General features: G+C 47.0%; 13 protein-coding genes and 1 CRISPR repeat array. Of the genes, 7 read left to right on the top strand and 6 right to left on the bottom strand.

Annotated elements, in window-relative coordinates; translation table 11 throughout:
- Positions 1-12 precede the first annotated feature (12 nt).
- Both hemC and glgA read left to right on the top strand, forming a co-directional pair.
- A complete protein-coding gene (hemC, locus tag U2F10_RS25220) occupies positions 13-969 on the top strand; it encodes a hydroxymethylbilane synthase (protein ID WP_163661382.1) in 957 nt (318 codons plus the stop codon).
- Positions 970-1,146: 177 nt separating this feature from the next.
- Positions 1,147-2,577, top strand: a complete 1,431-nt coding sequence (gene glgA / locus U2F10_RS25215; protein WP_499057209.1) for a glycogen synthase GlgA — start codon at positions 1,147-1,149, stop codon at positions 2,575-2,577.
- Positions 2,578-2,754: 177 nt separating this feature from the next.
- Here glgA and U2F10_RS25210 read toward each other — a convergent pair whose 3' ends face one another.
- Positions 2,755-3,294, bottom strand: coding sequence for a phosphate-starvation-inducible PsiE family protein (locus tag U2F10_RS25210; protein ID WP_163661386.1), 540 nt, complete (start codon positions 3,292-3,294; stop codon positions 2,755-2,757).
- Positions 3,295-3,609: 315 nt separating this feature from the next.
- Positions 3,610-4,908 (bottom strand): Caspase domain-containing protein, encoded by a 1,299-nt coding sequence (locus U2F10_RS25205; protein ID WP_499873637.1) that lies wholly within the window; start codon positions 4,906-4,908, stop codon positions 3,610-3,612.
- A gap of 105 nt (positions 4,909-5,013) precedes the next feature.
- Here U2F10_RS25205 and U2F10_RS25200 point away from each other — a divergent pair, with 105 nt between their 5' ends.
- On the top strand, positions 5,014-6,102 hold the full coding sequence (locus U2F10_RS25200; RefSeq protein ID WP_499873636.1) for a tetratricopeptide repeat protein: 1,089 nt from the start codon (positions 5,014-5,016) through the stop codon (positions 6,100-6,102).
- On the opposite strand, the gene U2F10_RS25195 is transcribed toward U2F10_RS25200, so the two are convergent.
- Positions 6,080-7,273: a DUF4336 domain-containing protein gene (locus U2F10_RS25195; protein WP_163661390.1), complete on the bottom strand. Its 1,194-nt coding sequence runs from the start codon at positions 7,271-7,273 to the stop codon at positions 6,080-6,082. The genes U2F10_RS25200 and U2F10_RS25195 overlap by 23 nt on opposite strands.
- A 271-nt stretch (positions 7,274-7,544) precedes the next feature.
- On the opposite strand from U2F10_RS25195, the gene U2F10_RS25190 reads away from it, so the two are divergent.
- Positions 7,545-7,826, top strand: a complete 282-nt coding sequence (locus tag U2F10_RS25190; RefSeq protein ID WP_499057218.1) for a Calvin cycle protein CP12 — start codon at positions 7,545-7,547, stop codon at positions 7,824-7,826.
- A gap of 1,124 nt (positions 7,827-8,950) precedes the next feature.
- Here U2F10_RS25190 and rbp read toward each other — a convergent pair.
- A complete protein-coding gene (rbp, locus tag U2F10_RS25185) occupies positions 8,951-9,223 on the bottom strand; it encodes an RNA-binding regulator (RefSeq protein ID WP_163661394.1) in 273 nt (90 codons plus the stop codon).
- A gap of 1,658 nt (positions 9,224-10,881) precedes the next feature.
- A complete protein-coding gene (locus tag U2F10_RS25180; protein ID WP_163661396.1) occupies positions 10,882-11,208 on the bottom strand; it encodes a winged helix-turn-helix transcriptional regulator in 327 nt (108 codons plus the stop codon).
- Between the two features lie 149 nt (positions 11,209-11,357).
- Between U2F10_RS25180 and U2F10_RS25175 the strand changes: the two genes are divergently transcribed.
- The 3 genes from U2F10_RS25175 (at position 11,358) to U2F10_RS25165 (ending at position 13,638) form a co-directional block, all read left to right on the top strand.
- Positions 11,358-11,594, top strand: coding sequence for a thioredoxin family protein (locus U2F10_RS25175; RefSeq protein ID WP_006517148.1), 237 nt, complete (start codon positions 11,358-11,360; stop codon positions 11,592-11,594).
- Between the two features lie 303 nt (positions 11,595-11,897).
- Complete coding sequence (locus tag U2F10_RS25170; RefSeq protein ID WP_250566179.1) at positions 11,898-12,833, top strand: diiron oxygenase; 936 nt, start codon at positions 11,898-11,900, stop codon at positions 12,831-12,833.
- Positions 12,834-12,897: 64 nt separating this feature from the next.
- Positions 12,898-13,638: a glutamine amidotransferase gene (locus tag U2F10_RS25165; RefSeq protein ID WP_499873635.1), complete on the top strand. Its 741-nt coding sequence runs from the start codon at positions 12,898-12,900 to the stop codon at positions 13,636-13,638.
- Positions 13,639-14,553: 915 nt separating this feature from the next.
- Positions 14,554-15,323: a CRISPR direct-repeat array (repeat unit 37 nt; unit sequence GTTTCAATCCCCGTGAGGGGAAGTGGTTGATTGTGAC).
- A gap of 298 nt (positions 15,324-15,621) precedes the next feature.
- On the opposite strand, the gene U2F10_RS25160 is transcribed toward U2F10_RS25165, so the two are convergent.
- Positions 15,622-17,046: a TIGR03985 family CRISPR-associated protein gene (locus U2F10_RS25160; protein ID WP_499873634.1), complete on the bottom strand. Its 1,425-nt coding sequence runs from the start codon at positions 17,044-17,046 to the stop codon at positions 15,622-15,624.
- Positions 17,047-17,167 lie beyond the last annotated feature (121 nt).

Below are 17,167 nucleotides of genomic sequence, written 5' to 3'. Positions count from 1 at the left end.
AATCTGTTAACTATGTCCCCAAATGTAGCAACCCGCACTATTCGGATTGGTTCTCGTAAAAGTCAGCTTGCCCTAGTGCAAACCCACTGGGTGCAGGGTGAGCTACAAAAACGCTTTCCTGAGATTAACTTCGAAGTTAAAACTATGGAAACCCAAGGGGACAAAATTCTCGATGTCTCCCTTTCTAAAATTGGCGACAAGGGCCTCTTTACCCAAGAACTTGAGGACGACATGCTCAACGGCACCGTTGATTGTGCCGTTCATTCTCTGAAAGACTTACCCACTCGCCTACCCGAAGGACTAATGCTAGGCTGCGTGACCGAGCGAGAAAACCCCGCCGATGCCATGGTTGCCCACGAGAAGCATGCGGGTAAAAATCTGGATCAGCTACCTGAAGGCGCTGTCATTGGGACGTCTTCCTTACGTCGTCTCGCCCAGTTGCGTCATCACTACCCGTCTTTCCAATTTAAAGATATTCGCGGCAACTTAAATACCCGTCTACGTAAACTCGATGAAGGCCAGTACGATGCCATTATCTTGGCTGTCGCGGGCTTAAAGCGTCTGGACATGGCTGATCGCATTCAGCAAGTGGTTCCTGCCGATGTTTCTCTGCATGCTGTGGGTCAGGGTGCCCTGGGTATCGAGTGCCGCAGCGGTGACGACGATATTCTGGCGGTTATTAAAACACTGGAGCATTTACCCACTGCCCAGCGTTGCTACGCAGAGCGCGCATTCCTGCGGGAGCTAGAAGGTGGCTGTCAGGTCCCCATTGGTGTGAACACCGTGATTGAGGGAGATACTCTCACACTGACCGGTATCGTCGCTAGCCTGGATGGTCAGACAGTGGTGAAGGATGAAATCTCAGGTCCTGTGACGACAGCGGATGAAATGGGAACTACTTTGGCTAAGCGAGCTAGAGATGCCGGTGCCCAAGCAATTTTGGATACGATCAACGCTGAAAACCGTTAATTGCGCATTCGTCCATAGTCGAGCGGTCTACATTCTTAGGGGCGTTGCCTGCAACGTCCCTAAGAATTGATTGGTTTACTTGCCCTTCCGTAGGCTTAAACACTATGCACAAATCCAATCCCCCTCTAGACTTGATCCCGTGGAAGATGGGTTTTTCATCGGGGCAATAGGAACGCGATGCGAATTTTATTTGTGGCAGCAGAGGCCGCACCTTTAGCAAAGGTCGGTGGCATGGGAGATGTGGTCGGCACATTACCCAAAACACTGCGCGCCATGGGGCACGACGTGCGCATATTTATGCCCTATTACGGCTTTATGGGAGACAAGGTAGGGATCCCCGACGAGCCCACCTGGTGGGGGTATGCCATGTTCAATGCCTTTGCAGTGTACGAAACCACACTGCCAAAATCAGAGGTCCCGCTATACCTATTTGGTCATCCTGCCTTTGATGGCAATGAAATTTACGGCACTCCAGACGAAGATTGGCGCTTTACCTTCTTTGCTAACGGTGCTGCCGAATTTTGCTGGAACCATTGGAAACCCGATATCATTCACTGCCATGACTGGCACACGGGCATGATTCCAGTCTGGATGCATCAATCCCCTGAAATTTCCACTGTATTTACCATTCACAATCTGGCTTATCAAGGCCCCTGGCGCTGGAAACTCGACAAAATCACCTGGTGTCCCTGGTACATGAAGGGTGACAGCACCATGGCAGCCGCCCTACTATATGCCGACCGGGTGAATGCCGTTTCTCCCACCTATGCTCAACAAATCCAAACCAAAGAATACGGCGAGAAACTAGAAGGACTGCTGTCCTATGTCAGTGAGAAACTGAGCGGCATCGTCAACGGTATTGACCTCGATGAGTTCAACCCTGAAACCGATGCGCAAATTACCCAGACCTATACAGCAGAAACCTTAGAAAAACGCGCGCTCAACAAAGAAGCCCTCCAGAAAGAAATGGGCTTAGAAGTTAACGACGGGCGTTTTCTCATTGGTCTGGTTAGCCGGTTAGTCGAGCAAAAGGGTATCGACCTAATTTTGCAGACGATGGATCGATTTTTGGCCTATACCGATGCACAGCTCGTACTTTTGGGCTCTGGAAACCGCCATTACGAAACACAGCTTTGGGAATTATCTAACCGTTTCCCCGGTCGCGTCTCAGTTTATTTGATGTACAGTAGCCAGCTAGCCCAAAAAATCTATTCTGGCGCTGATGCCTTCCTAATGCCATCAAAATTTGAGCCCTGCGGCATCAGTCAAATGATTGCGATGCGCTATGGCTGTGTACCGATTGTGCGGCGTACAGGTGGCCTTGTGGATACCGTTAGCCATCACGACCCCGTCACTGGCACTGGTACCGGCTACTGTTTTGACCGCTATGAGCCGTTAGATTTGTTTACCTGTATGGTACGTGCCTGGGAAGGCTTCCAGTACAAGCCGTTCTGGAAAAAACTACAGCAGCGGGCCATGGCAGAAAACTTTAGTTGGGAAAACTCTGCCCTGGAATACATCAAACTCTATAGCGAGATCAAGGGAATAGCTGCTGAAAGTCAAATCCCCACTGAGTATGGCGGCCAGTTGGCAATCAAGCACAACTAAGCCGCCGATTTGGTTATGGCTGCTCCGAGCATTAGTACCCATATCCATCAAGCTGGAGCAGTGTTGTTGATAAATGTCTAAAAACACTAAACATCGTCGCGAACTATATCAGTGCTTGTTGTCGAATCCAGGCAGCTCTCGACAAGATTGAGCTGCCAATCTCTCGCATCTGCCCAGTTAAGACTGTCGTAATTCAGCATCCAGTTTGTTTTCCATTTCAGCTAATTTTTTGGCAAAGCGTATCCGATGACGACGAGACACCTGCTGCTCAGGGTCAATGCCATCAAATGTGGGCGGAATCCAGGCACGGACCACCAATAAAGTCCCCAACACGAGCAGAAAAGAACAGGCAGCCATGACCTGCACCCACGGGGTTTCCAAAATGCCCCGCACAATGATTTCCCGCAACACTGACACAATCGAGACTTCCACCGCCACACCAATAGAAACACGGTGCTCTTTCAAGTAGATAATCAACAACCGAAACAGTTCTACCAGGATCAGCAGGAACAATATATCGGCGGTGACCTGAGGGAAATTCAAAGGGGGTAACAGTGACAAAAACATCTCTCGTAGCTGCATCACCATAAAGCTAAACAAACCAATGCAGAGAGAAATCACAATCAAGTCTTGTATCAGCTCTAAGAAGCGTACAACGTGGGTGCCACTGAACCAGCTACTCCAGCGAGGGGACTTTGATGCCGATAAGGATTCCATAATAGTTAGAAGGTAAATGGTCAGGCGAGCGAAGCAGTCTTAATCCCAGATATAACGACAGATTGCCGGGAACCGTTGGATCAGTACTGCGAACTGTCGCGTAAACGCCCAGATTCTTGAAAGGATGAGTACCAACCAGTCAGCTTAACCACAGGAGCTATCTGCTGGAATGGTTGATAGGTTAATTCCTATGATTAGCGGTTTATCATGATTTGTAAAATGTCAATCTTAAAATCAATTGATAATATTTTCTTATAAAAAGATGTCTAGACTATTTGTCAGACAAATACTTCAAACGGATAAGCCCCAGCGCCCCTACGACTGTGGTGTGGCAATACTGCTGTTTTCACAGTTCGTAATTTGTTCTAACACTAGTTTTAAGTCATCTTGATCGCCCTGCTGAATCTGTTGCATCATTGAGATGTTGACCAGTTCCATGCCTAAACGCACCCAGTAGGCACCGGTAACAGATTCAAAATCAATCGGGGGCATTTGACTAGAATAGGACTGTTTTAGATCCAGAGAAAGCTTCTCACTCAGCGCACGAATTACATGCTGGCGATGGGGTTCAGCCTGGTTCAGAATGTCATCCATAGGCCGGGCCAAAACCTCAGCAATCTTGTCTTTGCTGGCTTGTTTTTGCAACCACACTTCTAAGGTAGACACGGGCCAGTCAGTGGTCTCTTCATCAACTTTTGCAAAGGCGTGGGCTTCAGCATAGGAGACTGTTCCGTCGATATTATAGTCAGCCGATGCCACTGGCTGGCCTACACGGTCAACACCGCTTAATCCAGCAAAAAAGCTAGAGCTGTAATCACGATAATCGGCCTCATTCACTGCGGGCGTGCAGCCCACCGATGGCCGCTCAGCGACGGTGGCAAAGAAACCACAGCGAGTTTGTAAAGCAACAGGATTTTCAGGATTACCCTGTTCATAAATGAGATTAGCAAAGGATCCTGAAAAACACTGGGCCATCATTGCCACAAAGGGTTGATCGGATGATAGCTGATCGAGCCAACCGCCCAGTTGTTGCACTGAAACCAATTTCTCTTCCCAGAGAATCATCGCATTGTTATCGGGATTCTCGCTGTTATAAGCACCATGGCCAGTGAAATAGAAAAATGCTGGGCATGGTGAAGACTTATTGGCTAAATCGTCAAACCATTTTTGAGCATTATCAACGGTGGCAGCACCATCCAGACTGTCAATTTCTGGAGGCTTAAACTGCTCTTGCCCGACAAGGTTGATGTAGCGAACGGTGGGCTGACCATCATTGCCGTTAGCAAAATATTGGCGAACACTGCTGATGTCAATTTTGAGGGTATTGAGAGTGCGTTGAAAGTAACGTACGTTTTTCTCCAGGGCAATTTCGTTGTAGTAAGCAGCCCCACCCCCAGCTAACACCAAAAATTCCATGGGCACAACGACTGCCTGCGCCACCGATGGGGCATTCTCTGTATATGCCTGTTTTCTCCAGCCCACCACCAAACCAATGGCAATACCCATGAGGCTGGTCGTTAACAGCTGAGTCAGAAACGGGAATTTGCGCATGGGGAATGCCGATGTACCTTGCCTTATTTTAGACAAGGTTTCTGCTTCATTGGTGGCATTCACAAGCCATTATCCTGACCAGGCACTCCTCAGGGGGATGCTCCTACCGATTTCCATGATTACAATGGGAAAGATTTTTGGCTCATTTGCCGTCGCAACCGCCAACCTATGCATCAACTTGTCACTACAGCCCTTGAAGCCCAGGATTATCGTCGTGCCAGTCAATTGCTTAAGCAGTGGCGTAAGGCGGCTCCTAAAGATCCGTTTATGTTGCTATCGATCGGGCGATTGCACGAAGGCACACTACAGTGGGATGCGGCGGAGAAAACCTATCTCACCTTTCTCAAACGGGTGAATAATCCTAAGCTCATGGGACAGGCTCGTGCCGGATTAAAGCGTGTGCAGCAAGCACGGGAGGCTAGCCGTCAAGCAGCTCTCAATGAAGCAAAGGCGGTGCTGGGCAGTGATGAGCCAGGGGTACTGGTGATTACACCACCGCAGGATGCTAAGCAAGCGGCCATGGGACTCGCCGACGTTTTACGCATTGACCCGTATATGGCAAGACTGCAGCTACCTAAGCGGGGCATGCGATTGCAGCGCAGCGGCCCCATTGGAGAAATGCAATATTACGGTGAGGCGTTGCAGGCGGTAGGTGTGCCAACGTTATGGTCAACCATTGACGATCTAAAAACTGTGCAGGTGTTTCAGATTAAGCATTTTCGCGAGATCGCACCGGAACCAGTGATTGTATGCCAGAGTCCAACTGGTCAGATGGGCTCAATGCAGTTTGACTGGTCTGAGGTCACTCAAATTATTCGGGCTCAGCTGCCAGTCTTTGAGCGCATTACGGAAAAGGGACCTTGGGGTAAAACCAAGGACAAAGTGCAGGTTCAGGACTATGTCCAGGTGATGGATTTGCATGTACATGGGCGGAAGAGTATTTTGCGGATTTGCGATCGCACCTACGAATTCCGCAATAGCGTTGCCCTAGTGCCTGACCAAACGAATCTCACATCCACCCGCATTCGTTGGAATGGCCTCATGCAGCAAATCACCAGTACAACTGAATGCCCGGTGTGGGAAGACTTTAGCAACTTTGGCCAGGGCGCTTTAGAAGTGGTGCCCTTACTGCCCCATATGCCAGTTTATCTGGATCTACAGCGGCGTAAGCCTAGCGACTGGGATACCGCGTTTCAAATCTATACCGCCCTGATTTTCCGCCAGAAACCGGGGGCTACGGCCCAGGCGGAGGCATAACGCGGATACGTTCTAGCTGCTGGCTGATACGATTCAACAAATCAAAATCTGCTTCTGGCAAATCACCCCCTCGTCCAGCCCGGTTCTCTGCCTCCAAAAATGAGAATGCCTGGCGGAATGTGTGCCCATCCGCCTTAATCAGTGCATTCAAATGGCAAGGAATTATCTGCTCAAACGACAGCTGGGAGACTTCATCAGCCCAAGTTAAAACCACTTTTGCACACCGGTTAAAAATCAAAGACTGCAAAACCGGCGCAACCATCAATCTGCCATTCCCCCGCAGGCGTTCAAATGATCGCTGCCAGTGGGGGTGCCAATCAAAGGGATATAAACCAAAATAAGCCCGCTTAGACCGATCAGATGCCGTTTTAGCCGCCCGTAAAACCCGCCACCATTGAGGATCTTTAAGCGCATCGGGGCGAAAGTAGAAGGCAAACAAAACAATACGTTGCCAACCCTTACGGCGATTTTCAGCCGTATCTGCCAGGTGATCAGCAGCACTATCCTTGGCATGAAACAGCAGCGGATAGCTATCTAGCTGCACAATTGCTGGCGGTTCCGCTGGAATTGAAACCACCGAATCAGTCACTAGCAATGTTTTAGACGCCCGATGCAGCAGGGCTACTTCTGAAAAGGGACCAACCCCTAAATTGACGGGACCGAGCACACGGTAATCGAACTCATCACCAAAGGGAGCATCAGCAGGACTCTCAGGTAACCAATGGGTACGGCCCATGGGAAAGCCTAGCCAGCTGAGGGGTAAATTCAGCGGAAAGCTCCATTGATGTTTCGCAACATATACCTGAGCTGAAGGAAACTTGCGGGCAAAGGGTCCTACAAATACCTTGTGCTCTAACCCAGTGACGGTGGGCAAAATAATGTACTTTACATCGCCATGCTCAGCCACAAGCTCATGGACCAGACGAATACATTCGGGGGTAGGAGCAACGGGCGCATAGACTAGCAAACCTCCAGCAGCCAGCCGGATCACCGTCATGCGAATGGGCACCACCACATACAAGATGCCCTGCATTTGGTCAAAGGTCCAAACCTGGTTAGCGATTACCTCACGGCGCAGTGTGCGTCGCTGACCATAGGGATATAACGGCACCAGCGGCCACCATGGCCACGACCAGTCGGCGGAACGTTCAATTGCCCGCGAGTCAGACACACCCTCTCCTCCAGATTTAACGCTCAAGTTTTAGTATTTTACGACCCTGGCCGATCTAAGGTGATGAGAAAATCCTAAACTTGTTGACGGATAGTGGATTAAAGGGATTGTGATCCCCTGAGATCGGTAACGAAAGTTAGTAGGTAAAGAAAGTTAGCCAATTAGAGATGAAACTTATATGTGGGTGGATTTACAGTCGCTAAAATGACAGGCAGTGTGCGAGCTACCAACAGTCCATCACCAACGTAGTTCTTAAAACGTAGTTCTTACCATGGCTAACACCACTATTACACCCACAACAGCTTCTACACCACTAAAGGCACCATCATCAAAATCAGCATTTGAAACACAACTCCAAGCCGCACTCGAACATGCCCGTCGCCTCACTGAGATGCAAGGCCCCGAGAGCATTGAGGTAGCTCTTGCCTGGGAAACCGTCGAAGAACTGCAAACGGCGAAAGCGGGTCACCAAAAGGTCAATCCCACCATAGCCTTTGTTCGCTACTGTGCCGAGAATCCTGGCGCTGCTGAAGCTCGCGTGTATGACGTCTAAGGCATTAGACACCCGCACTCAGGCATTGCCTCTCTTCTAAATACGTACACTTTAAGTCCCTGCCCTATCGGTAGGGGCTTTTTATTATCCCCAACTTGAACATAACGCCTCCATAGAGTTATCTCACTGATTGACAAGAATAACAGTGACAAAAACAACGTTAACGTTTGTATCAGAGAAGAGATTTTCAAACATCGCCGGAATATTCTAAGGACATGGGTTGAGAAGCCCTAGTCATAACGAAAGGAGGTCTAATAATAGATATCTCAACAGAATCGTTTGACGGATCAAAGACAGCACCCAAACAACTCACTGATTCTCTTCTTACTGGTACTAGAGAGCTCTGTTTATAGTAGGCTCACCTGTTATAAAACAACTCTAAAAAGTCTTGTTAGATTTAGAAGAACTCTTCAGTTGATTGTTATGGGTGCTGTAGCACTTTAAATCTTTACTAGAGAATCATCCGATAGCCTCAGTCGTCGGACAGTAGCAACAAATATCCCTGGAGTCCTTTAGTGAACACCTCATCTGATCGTGCCACAGTGATCTAAGACACCAATCAGAAAAAATTGATAGTTATATAAGGAGACGGTGGGGGTATCCTGCAAAGGAGGGCATATGCTACATCTCGGCATATAGTGAACTCACAGGCAAAGCAAACTATGGAGTAACGTCCTATAGCGAACCCTATATCTAAGTAGACAGAACACTGTACTACTTAACCCTTTATATCTAACCCGAAGCCTCCATGAACCTTAGTGTTCGTGGGGGCTTCTTATATGGAAGTATAGGCAAGCTGCTCGATTAGTACGTTGTGGCTTAGGTTTGCCCAGGATCAAAGGGGGATGGGGGGATGGGAGGCTCATACTAAGGCTATCGATAACCTCCAGAAAGTTTTTGCCTTGATGCGCGTAATAAGTCCATTGTCCGCTGATGGAGCAGGGGGCTAGTCAGGGTTAACCAAGATTGGGTGCTGAGTGCATCCCGTACAACTGATACATAAAAGGGTTCAGGTACTTCTACCTGAACCCTTTTAGTTAGAGCTAACCTTTACAACCAAACAGCTACGAATGACTGGACGTCATATATTCAATAGCCATAGGCAATGGCCATGGGAAAAGTTTTTACCAACTTTTGCGACCGCCACCGCGATTTTCACGGGGCTTAGCTTTATTAACCTTTAGATCACGCCCCATCCACTCTGCACCATCTAGTGCTTCGATGGCAGCTTCTTCTTCAGAATCTGTACTCATCTCGACAAAACCGAAGCCGCGCATGCGACCGGTTTCACGATCAGTGGGCAGATGAACACTCTTGACTGTTCCATAGGCTGCAAATGCAGTCGTTAGATCAGCATCTGTAACGTCATAGGACAGATTGCCTACATAGATTGACATGGATTTTCTCCAAAACTTAGGGGATATGTAGAGGGAAGTTTCGAGAAGGGAAATGTCAATGGAAAAACGATAAAACTCGTTAATACTAAAAACAAAAGCTACCAACCGATCTTTAATCTCTGAGTCAATTATAGGCCATGGGACAGCACCTTGGATGGGTAAGGGACTGCGGCGGGTCAAAATCACTACTATCCTTGGCCTACATTACGCTCCCCACCTGCATTCACGCCTTAAACTGGGCTATCTGACTGAGCGCTACATGACACGACCAGGGCCGAAAATCCTTTGGTTTGCCAGTGGCATTTCACCATTTAGGCAACGGAGCTGCCCTTGACTCGTCATTTGTATTTTGATTGGAGCGTGGATTCTTAATCTGCGACGGAGTTATCTATTTCTAGACAGATAAACTCAAAATGAGCACTAGTTGATGCTACATCACACCATAGACCGAGTTCACTAACCAGAAACAAAAAACAACAACATTAACGTTTATATCCCAGAAGAGACATAAACCTCTCCTGGGAATATGCTGTATACATGAGCTGAAAAGCTTATATCCACAACAAAGGAGGTCAACAATCGATATCTCAATAGAATCGTTTGAAGGATCAATACCAGCATCCAAACAGGTCACTGATATTTCTTCTTGCTTGCGCTAGAGAGTCTTATTGATAGTGAAGAAGCTCTTCAAATAATACTCTAGAAAGTCTTGTTAAATGTAGAAGAATTCCTCAGGTAGATCGTTCTGGGTGCTGTTGTGTTTTAAAGCGTTGCTAGACCAATCGCCCAACGCTACACCTCACTGGGCAATGGCACAAAACAGGCGCTGAATCCTATAGTTAATACCCAATCAGTTTCATCCACAGTGATCACAGACACAAACCAAGGAAACTTGATGGTTGTGTAAACAGACGATGGGGTTATTCTGCCAAGGGATGGGTAGGTGCCATCTCGACATACAGTGAAGTCACAGGCAAAGCACTGTATGGCATAAACTCCTATAGCGAACCCCATATCTAAGTAGACAGAATACTGTACTACTTAACCCTTTATATCTAACTCGAAGCCTCCATGGGCCTTAGTGTTCGTGGAGGCTTCTATAGTAGCCGCGCAATCGTCAGTGCTATATGTTAATGCGTATAATTCAGCAGCAAGCTCCTGATCAAATTGAGTCATTATCATATTTTATTTTTTAATTGAAGTGGGCCTGATTCATGGATCACGCCCACTTTCTACTGATAAGCCTCTAACGCATGCCCGCGGACTGACTAGTCACTGAACACAAGTGCGGTGAGGACTGTTTAGCACTCCATAAGTTGCATCAGCAACCCTGATAATTCAATGTGTGTGTCAGCGGCCCCACTGAGGCTGTGAGCCGAGACTGCCATGATGTCCCATGGTAATTCATAGCTTTTATCGCAGAACAAGTGAGTTATTTTTGATGAGGCAACTTACAAATTACTACAATATGTAGCAATTTGCACTACACAAGGGCAGACACAAAAGAAAAAGGCTTCAAAGTTGGTATTTGACTAGTCGCCATTAGTGTGGGCTTGGTTACCGCATCCATTCTGGGTAACCAGGTCTATTACTTAGGTAAGCAGTCCTAGCCACGAGCCTGGTAGAGCAGGTGGTTAACATACTGTCTAGCTCTAGCATCAATCATTCTCTCTTATACCCTTAATAATTTCCTCCTCAAGTTCTGTATTGAGAGACTGAATTTGTTGGATAACATCAATGAGCTTTTGGCCTAATGGCGTTATGGAATATTCCGTACGAGGTGGTACTTCAGGAAACGAGTGTTTTTTTAAAAGGCCATATGCCCTTAACTTTCGCAGACGCTCTGCTAGGACTTTTTTCGAAATACCGTTGATATGCTTTTCCAGAGCCCCTGGCCGGATAACACCACTGCTCACTGCAAGCAGGACAGGTACGGACCATTTGCAGCCAAGAACATTTTCAAGTTTTCGAGCGCTACTTTGCATCTGTTATCTAATTTTTCTCTAGATAGTTCAATGAATTAAACCAAAAAGTGCCTACCCCACCAAAAAGTGCCCCCTTTCCTAGATGGTTTGCCTACGTTTAGCCTAAGCAATAGGCGCACATCGCCCAATACTTAACCTAGGAAAGAATCATGAGTAAGACAGCTACTTTTTATCATGCTGGTTGTTCAGTTTGCATTGCTGCTGAAAATAATCTAGCAACAGCAATAGATACGTCTCGCTACAATGTGGAGAGCGTACATCTCGGCAATGATCAATCCCGTATTGCTGAAGCCGAATCAGCGGGCGTCAAATCTGTACCCGCATTGGTGATAGACGGTGAAGCATTCCATATCAATTTTGGCGCTAGTTTGTCTGATTTGAAATAGCTAAAACGGGTATCTGCTTCAAGCACAATATTCTCTCCAAGAAAGTAGTTTAAAACACTTGAGTTTTCCAGTTCCCATTGGCTTTTATAACTATCAACAACAAGTAATAAATATCTACTCACCTCAGCGTGCAGTGGAAACAACACTTGAAGTTGATTATACCTGCCGATTAATCCCTTGGCTAGATAATCCCTCGGCTAGAAACGTAAGCTTATCAGTGGAATCGCTATGAATTCAGTAATTGAACCCTCAAAAACACAAACTGTCAAGCCCGACTCTTCAGCTGATATCTCTCACTCTCGGATGCTATTGGAGAAAATGGCCCATAATTGGCACCTTAGGTCCCAGGTTAGCCAAGTTAAAAAGAAAGTAGCATATGAGTCATCATCCGAGATGGCCTTCAACCCAAATCGAGAAGATTTTCGTTTAGATTTGCTACCATTTAAAGATCACCCGGATTTTTTAGCTGCACCTTCAGAAATTAGACAAAAAGTCCTTTCCTGTGGCTGGATTGCCTATAACGAAAAAACAATTGATATTGAATCCAAGGTAATTGCCCCAGCATGTAATCATATTCTCTATCGGGAAGTTCCAGGGGTAGATGATGAGACAAGCCAATTGATCGCTAGCGATACCTTAGTCGATGAAGCTTATCACATTCAACTGGTTGTGCATGCTTGCAATATCACCCGTGAACATCGTCAATTACAACACTTAAAATTACCAAGTTTTACCTTGGTAAGAAAGATGACGCAAGAAAAAGAACGCTATTCAGAACCATGGAAAAAGCTTCTTGTTCAGATGGCTACAGCTATTGTTTCAGAGGTTTTTGTTAGCGATTATTTGTCGCTGCTTGCGTATGATAAGGAGATCCAGCCTTTGAACCAGCTGACTGTTTATACCCACCTACGTGACGAGAAGGCTCACCATAGTATTTTCCTAGAGTTGGCCAAGTGTATGTACGCTAATTTGTCACTAGAGCAACAGATGTTCTTTAGCCAGATATTGCCCAAGCCTGTCCGCTGGTTTGCCGATGCAGAACTAGATGTATGGGGGGCTATGCTACAGCAAATCAATTTTCCTAATGCCAGAACAATCATCCAAGACACAGCGACAAATGCAGACGTTGATCTGCTGAGAATTGACTATTCCGATGTCATTCAACTGGCTAAGGAATTAGGAGTGCTAGATTCTGTAGCAGGGGCAGACAGCTTTGCACAAGCAGGTTTATGTGACTAAGACAACACCTTGCTTCTTGATAGACACACACCCAAAACGCGTAAAAGTTTTCAAAAAAGGAACCATGAAGACAGCCATTGCAATTCGACATATTGCCTTTGAAGACGTAGGTAGCCTTGCCCCTGTCTTAGAAGATCAGCGATATTCCCTTCAGTATTTAGATGCAGGGGCCGATGATTTAGCTAACCTTGACCCAGCTAGCCCCGATTTGCTGATTATTTTAGGTGGACCGATTGGAGCCTATGATGAGCAAGATTATCCGTTTCTAAAGGATGAGCTGCGGATATTAAAGCACCGACTTGAGGCCGATTTGCCCACCCTAGGAATTTGTTTAGGTGCCCAGCTAATAGCGCGTGTTCTGGGGGCCAAGGTTTACCCTGGAAGCGCAGGGAAAGAGATTGGTTGGTCCCCCATCAACTTAAGTGAAGCAGGCCATCAGTCTGTCTTACAGCCCCTCGCGACTGCCGATGCTGTTTTACATTGGCATGGCGATACCTTTACATTACCCGATGGTTGCGATCTCTTAGCCTCAAGTGCTAAGTATGAAAATCAAGCATTTTCCTACAAGCAAACGATCTTAGCCCTACAGTTTCATCCAGAAGTAATCACCCAAACAGTGGGAAAATGGTTTATTGGCCATGCCTGTGAGATTGGCTCGACAACAGATGTGACAGTTGCAGCCTTGCGCCAAGATACACAGAAATATGGGAAAACGTTGCAGCACTTAGCCAGTCTCTGTTGGCGGCAATGGTTAACCCAAATTGAGCAAGCAACTCATCTACGTAATCAGCCCGTCAATGTTTAGCGCATAACCTTGACAAGGTGTCTTACTTTCATCGAACGTACGCAAACGTCGAGAGTGATTCGGCGTTTGCGTATCTCGGTATCCAAAAAGAAAGTACCCGCTAAGCTGATCGAATCAAAATGTCCCAATCAGCTATCACACCATAGAGTTATCTCACTGTTTTACAAGAAAAACAATGACAAATAACAACATTAACGTTTGTATCAGAGAAGAGACATTCAAGCATTATCGGAATATCCTAAGGACATGAGCTGAAAGGCTTATGGCCATAACGAAAGGAGGTCTGACAATAGATATCTCAGTAGAATCAATTGACGGATCAAAGACAGCACCCAAACAACTCACTGATATCTCTTCTTAATGGCACTAGAGAGCCCTGTTTATAGTAAGGTCGCCTTATTAAAACAACTCTAAAAAGTCTTGTTGAACTTAGGAGAACTTTTCAGTTGATTGTTTTGGGTGCTGTTGTTTTTAAAGCTTCACTAGACTAATCGCCCGACGCTACAATTCTCTGGGCAAAACAGTGCACAACCACGTCAGAACCCTTTAGTTAATATCCTATCTGCTCATCCCACAGTGATCTCTGACACATGCTAGGAAAAATTGATGGTTGTGTAAGCAGACGATAGGCTTGTGCGGCAAAGGGATGTATGTAAACCATTTCGGCATACAGTGAATTCACAGGCAAAGCACTGTATGGAATAACTTCCTAGCACGAACTCTATATCTAAGTAGACGGAAATCTGTACTACTTAACCCTTTATATCTAACCCGAAGCCTCCATGAGCCTTAGTGTTCGTGGGGGTTTCTTATATGAAATACCTGGTTGCCTGATTCCGATATCGCAGGGCAACCAGAAGGGGAAGTAGTTGATTGTGACTTGTGAAATTAGATTTCACACCTAGCCAAGGGTTGGTTGCAATCCCCGTGAGGGGAAGTGGTTAATTGTGACTGGGAATACTGGGACGGTAACACCTGGATTGAGTTGTTTTAATCCCCGTGAGGGGAAGTGGTTGATTGTGACGTGAGCCCACCAAAAACCTTTTATTACCTCTGTCCATGGTTGTTTCAATCCCCGTGAGGGGAAGTGGTTGATTGTGATTATGATGGAGAGCGAAATATCCAATGGTTGATCTGGTTTCAATCCCCGTGAGGGGAAGTGGTTGATTGTGACGCAAACAAAGATGCGCTGATGCTCAAATCCTCCAAAGTTTCAATCCCCGTGAGGGGAAGTGGTTGATTGTGACGCCTAAATACTACGATCCACTTGAATCGCCTGATAGTATCGTTTCAATCCCCGTGAGGGGAAGTGGTTGATTGTGACTCATATTCAGGGGCACTGACGGCTTAAGAGACTGGTTTCAATCCCCGTGAGGGGAAGTGGTTGATTGTGACGTGAGCCCGATCACGCTAGATCGGCCTGATTTTCTAGTTTCAATCCCCGTGAGGGGAAGTGATTGATTGTGACAAGCCCATTTGAGGTTGTTTGGATATGGCAAAAAAGTTTCAATCCCCGTGAGGGGAAGTGGTTGATTGTGACCTGATGACGCAGCTAGGCTTTGAGTTAGAGTGCAAACGTTTCAATCCCCGTGAGGGGAAGTGGTTGATTGTGACCGGAGAGAAGGAGTCTAGCGCTGAAGTAGTGCTAGTTTTAATCCCCGTGAGGGGAAGTGGTTGATTGTGACGGCAGCCCATTGAAACGCTGGCTGCATTTAGTTTTCAAGGTACATTTACGCGAATCTACCTCATTATAGTTCTCAGCCCAGTAAATGTGCACTTCTTCAAGTTACCTTAATCCTATAATCCTACAAAACGTTGAACTGATAAGCCTTCCAGCACTTGCGCGGATCCCAAAGACAAGCAAAAAGCCGCTAATCCGCTCTGACAAAGCTTTTCATCCCCCTTTATCCAGCCTGCCACAGAACACAGCCCCACAGTCGCGCAGCCGATGGCAGCACCAGACATTGAATTAGTTTAGCCCCATCAACCCTGATAATGCCTCAACTCAGCATCCGCCTCTGCCTGCATCCGTTGACGTAATGCCAGGGGGGCAATCACCTCACCTTTAGGCCGCCAATCCCGAAGCCGCATCACAATATTAATATCCCCCAGGCGTATCCAAGCCCGATAATAAGCATCCTGCGGATTGCGCCGAGCTAAAATATCCAGCACTGTTGCCTGGTCGTCACTATCCCCGATCGCCTGTTTTATTAACCCTGGCAATGCTTGATAGTCAACCGCCTGAAAAGTAGAGTGTCGCTCAGTCTGCTCAACATACCACCGAGCAAACTCAGACGGAAAACGCATAATTAATAACCGACGAGGTAAATAAAAATTAAACCCCCAGGCCTGGTCCAAAGCCGCATTCACATTTTCTGACGTTGGTAATTGGCCCATGCGCCGCATCGCCCGTAGCGATTCTGGGACCTGGGGGTCACCCCAGACAAACACCGTCAATCGAGATGATGTAATTCGATCTAACCGGTAATTATGCCAACCGAATACACCGGTTGGATCGTCACCATAGGCACTGAGATATTTAGCCCGTCGAGAATAATGTAAACACACCGGATAAACCGTAATCGGTACAGTGTCCTCCGGGCTACGCCAATAGTTAAACTGAATAACACCGCCGCCACTGCGCCATAGCTGTTCGATTTGTTCTTGCAGTGTATCCACCTGCTCCTGCATCGCCTCCGACAGGATGTAATCTAGATGGATAAAGATACGCCGCTCTGGCTCTACAGTGGTCACTGACTGTTGACTGGTCAGCTGTTCCCACAGAGATTGCACAATTACATTTAAATTGGGCTGCACAAACGAAATCGACTCTAGCGATCGCAATACCTCCCAGGTCTGTGCTACTGACAAATTACCCAACGGCATGGGTGCCTGCATCTGTAGCTGCGGCCAATGATGGGGCTCAAGGGTACGAAACCGTCCCTTACTCTCCCCAGCCAGCCAGCCCAGATCGGCCAAATGGGATAAGTCATTTCGAATCGAACGATGCACGGTCGCGAATGGACAGGCGGCCAAAGCGGTGTCTATGGCCGCTTTTGGTAGATGGCTCAAACACATAATTTGTTGCTGCCAATCTATTAACGAAAAGGCAGGATCACTGTCCATTAACCAGGTTGCTAGGGAACGCTGGCAACAACAATCAAGGTCGCAATGGGCAGTTAGCTCTGGTACCTTCGCTGTTTCACTACGGCCATGGCTTGGTGCAAAGAGAAGAGTGCGCAAATCACCATAGCGAAATGGCTGTGGTAGCTGCTGTGCCCAAGCATCAGGTCCATATAGCTGATGCAGCAATACCCACAGGCGTACTGCCCGTAACAGTCGATCTGCTAATCGTCCCTTGGCTAATTCATGTAACAGTTCAGGTGTAGGTAAGTAGTTAAATACCATCACAACTTTAGCGAAAGCTGGTTTTGAAGCCCCCTCTTCTAAAGTGTATGCATAATTGGCAAAAGGAAACCATATAACGGGATTAGTGGTGAAAAGAATCCACAATGCATCTGCTACATCT

This window comes from Leptothoe sp. EHU-05/26/07-4 (assembly GCF_043421015.1).
GTDB classification, from domain to species: domain Bacteria; phylum Cyanobacteriota; class Cyanobacteriia; order Phormidesmidales; family Phormidesmidaceae; genus Leptothoe; species Leptothoe turfae.
The sequence above is the reverse complement of the archived record's forward strand: the minus strand, read 5'-3'. Positions and strand labels throughout refer to the sequence as shown.

Excerpts from the sequence above, each read along its gene's own strand:
- hemC (WP_163661382.1), top strand. The coding sequence starts at position 13 with ATGTCCCCAAATGTAGCAACCCGCACTATTCGGATTGGTTCTCGTAAA.
- glgA (WP_499057209.1), top strand. The coding sequence starts at position 1,147 with ATGCGAATTTTATTTGTGGCAGCAGAGGCCGCACCTTTAGCAAAGGTC.
- U2F10_RS25210 (WP_163661386.1), bottom strand. The coding sequence starts at position 3,294 with ATGGAATCCTTATCGGCATCAAAGTCCCCTCGCTGGAGTAGCTGGTTC.
- U2F10_RS25200 (WP_499873636.1), top strand. The coding sequence starts at position 5,014 with ATGCATCAACTTGTCACTACAGCCCTTGAAGCCCAGGATTATCGTCGT.
- U2F10_RS25190 (WP_499057218.1), top strand. The coding sequence starts at position 7,545 with ATGGCTAACACCACTATTACACCCACAACAGCTTCTACACCACTAAAG.
- rbp (WP_163661394.1), bottom strand. The coding sequence starts at position 9,223 with ATGTCAATCTATGTAGGCAATCTGTCCTATGACGTTACAGATGCTGAT.
- U2F10_RS25180 (WP_163661396.1), bottom strand. The coding sequence starts at position 11,208 with ATGCAAAGTAGCGCTCGAAAACTTGAAAATGTTCTTGGCTGCAAATGG.
- U2F10_RS25175 (WP_006517148.1), top strand. The coding sequence starts at position 11,358 with ATGAGTAAGACAGCTACTTTTTATCATGCTGGTTGTTCAGTTTGCATT.
- U2F10_RS25170 (WP_250566179.1), top strand. The coding sequence starts at position 11,898 with ATGCTATTGGAGAAAATGGCCCATAATTGGCACCTTAGGTCCCAGGTT.
- U2F10_RS25165 (WP_499873635.1), top strand. The coding sequence starts at position 12,898 with ATGAAGACAGCCATTGCAATTCGACATATTGCCTTTGAAGACGTAGGT.
- U2F10_RS25160 (WP_499873634.1), bottom strand. The coding sequence starts at position 17,046 with ATGGTATTTAACTACTTACCTACACCTGAACTGTTACATGAATTAGCC.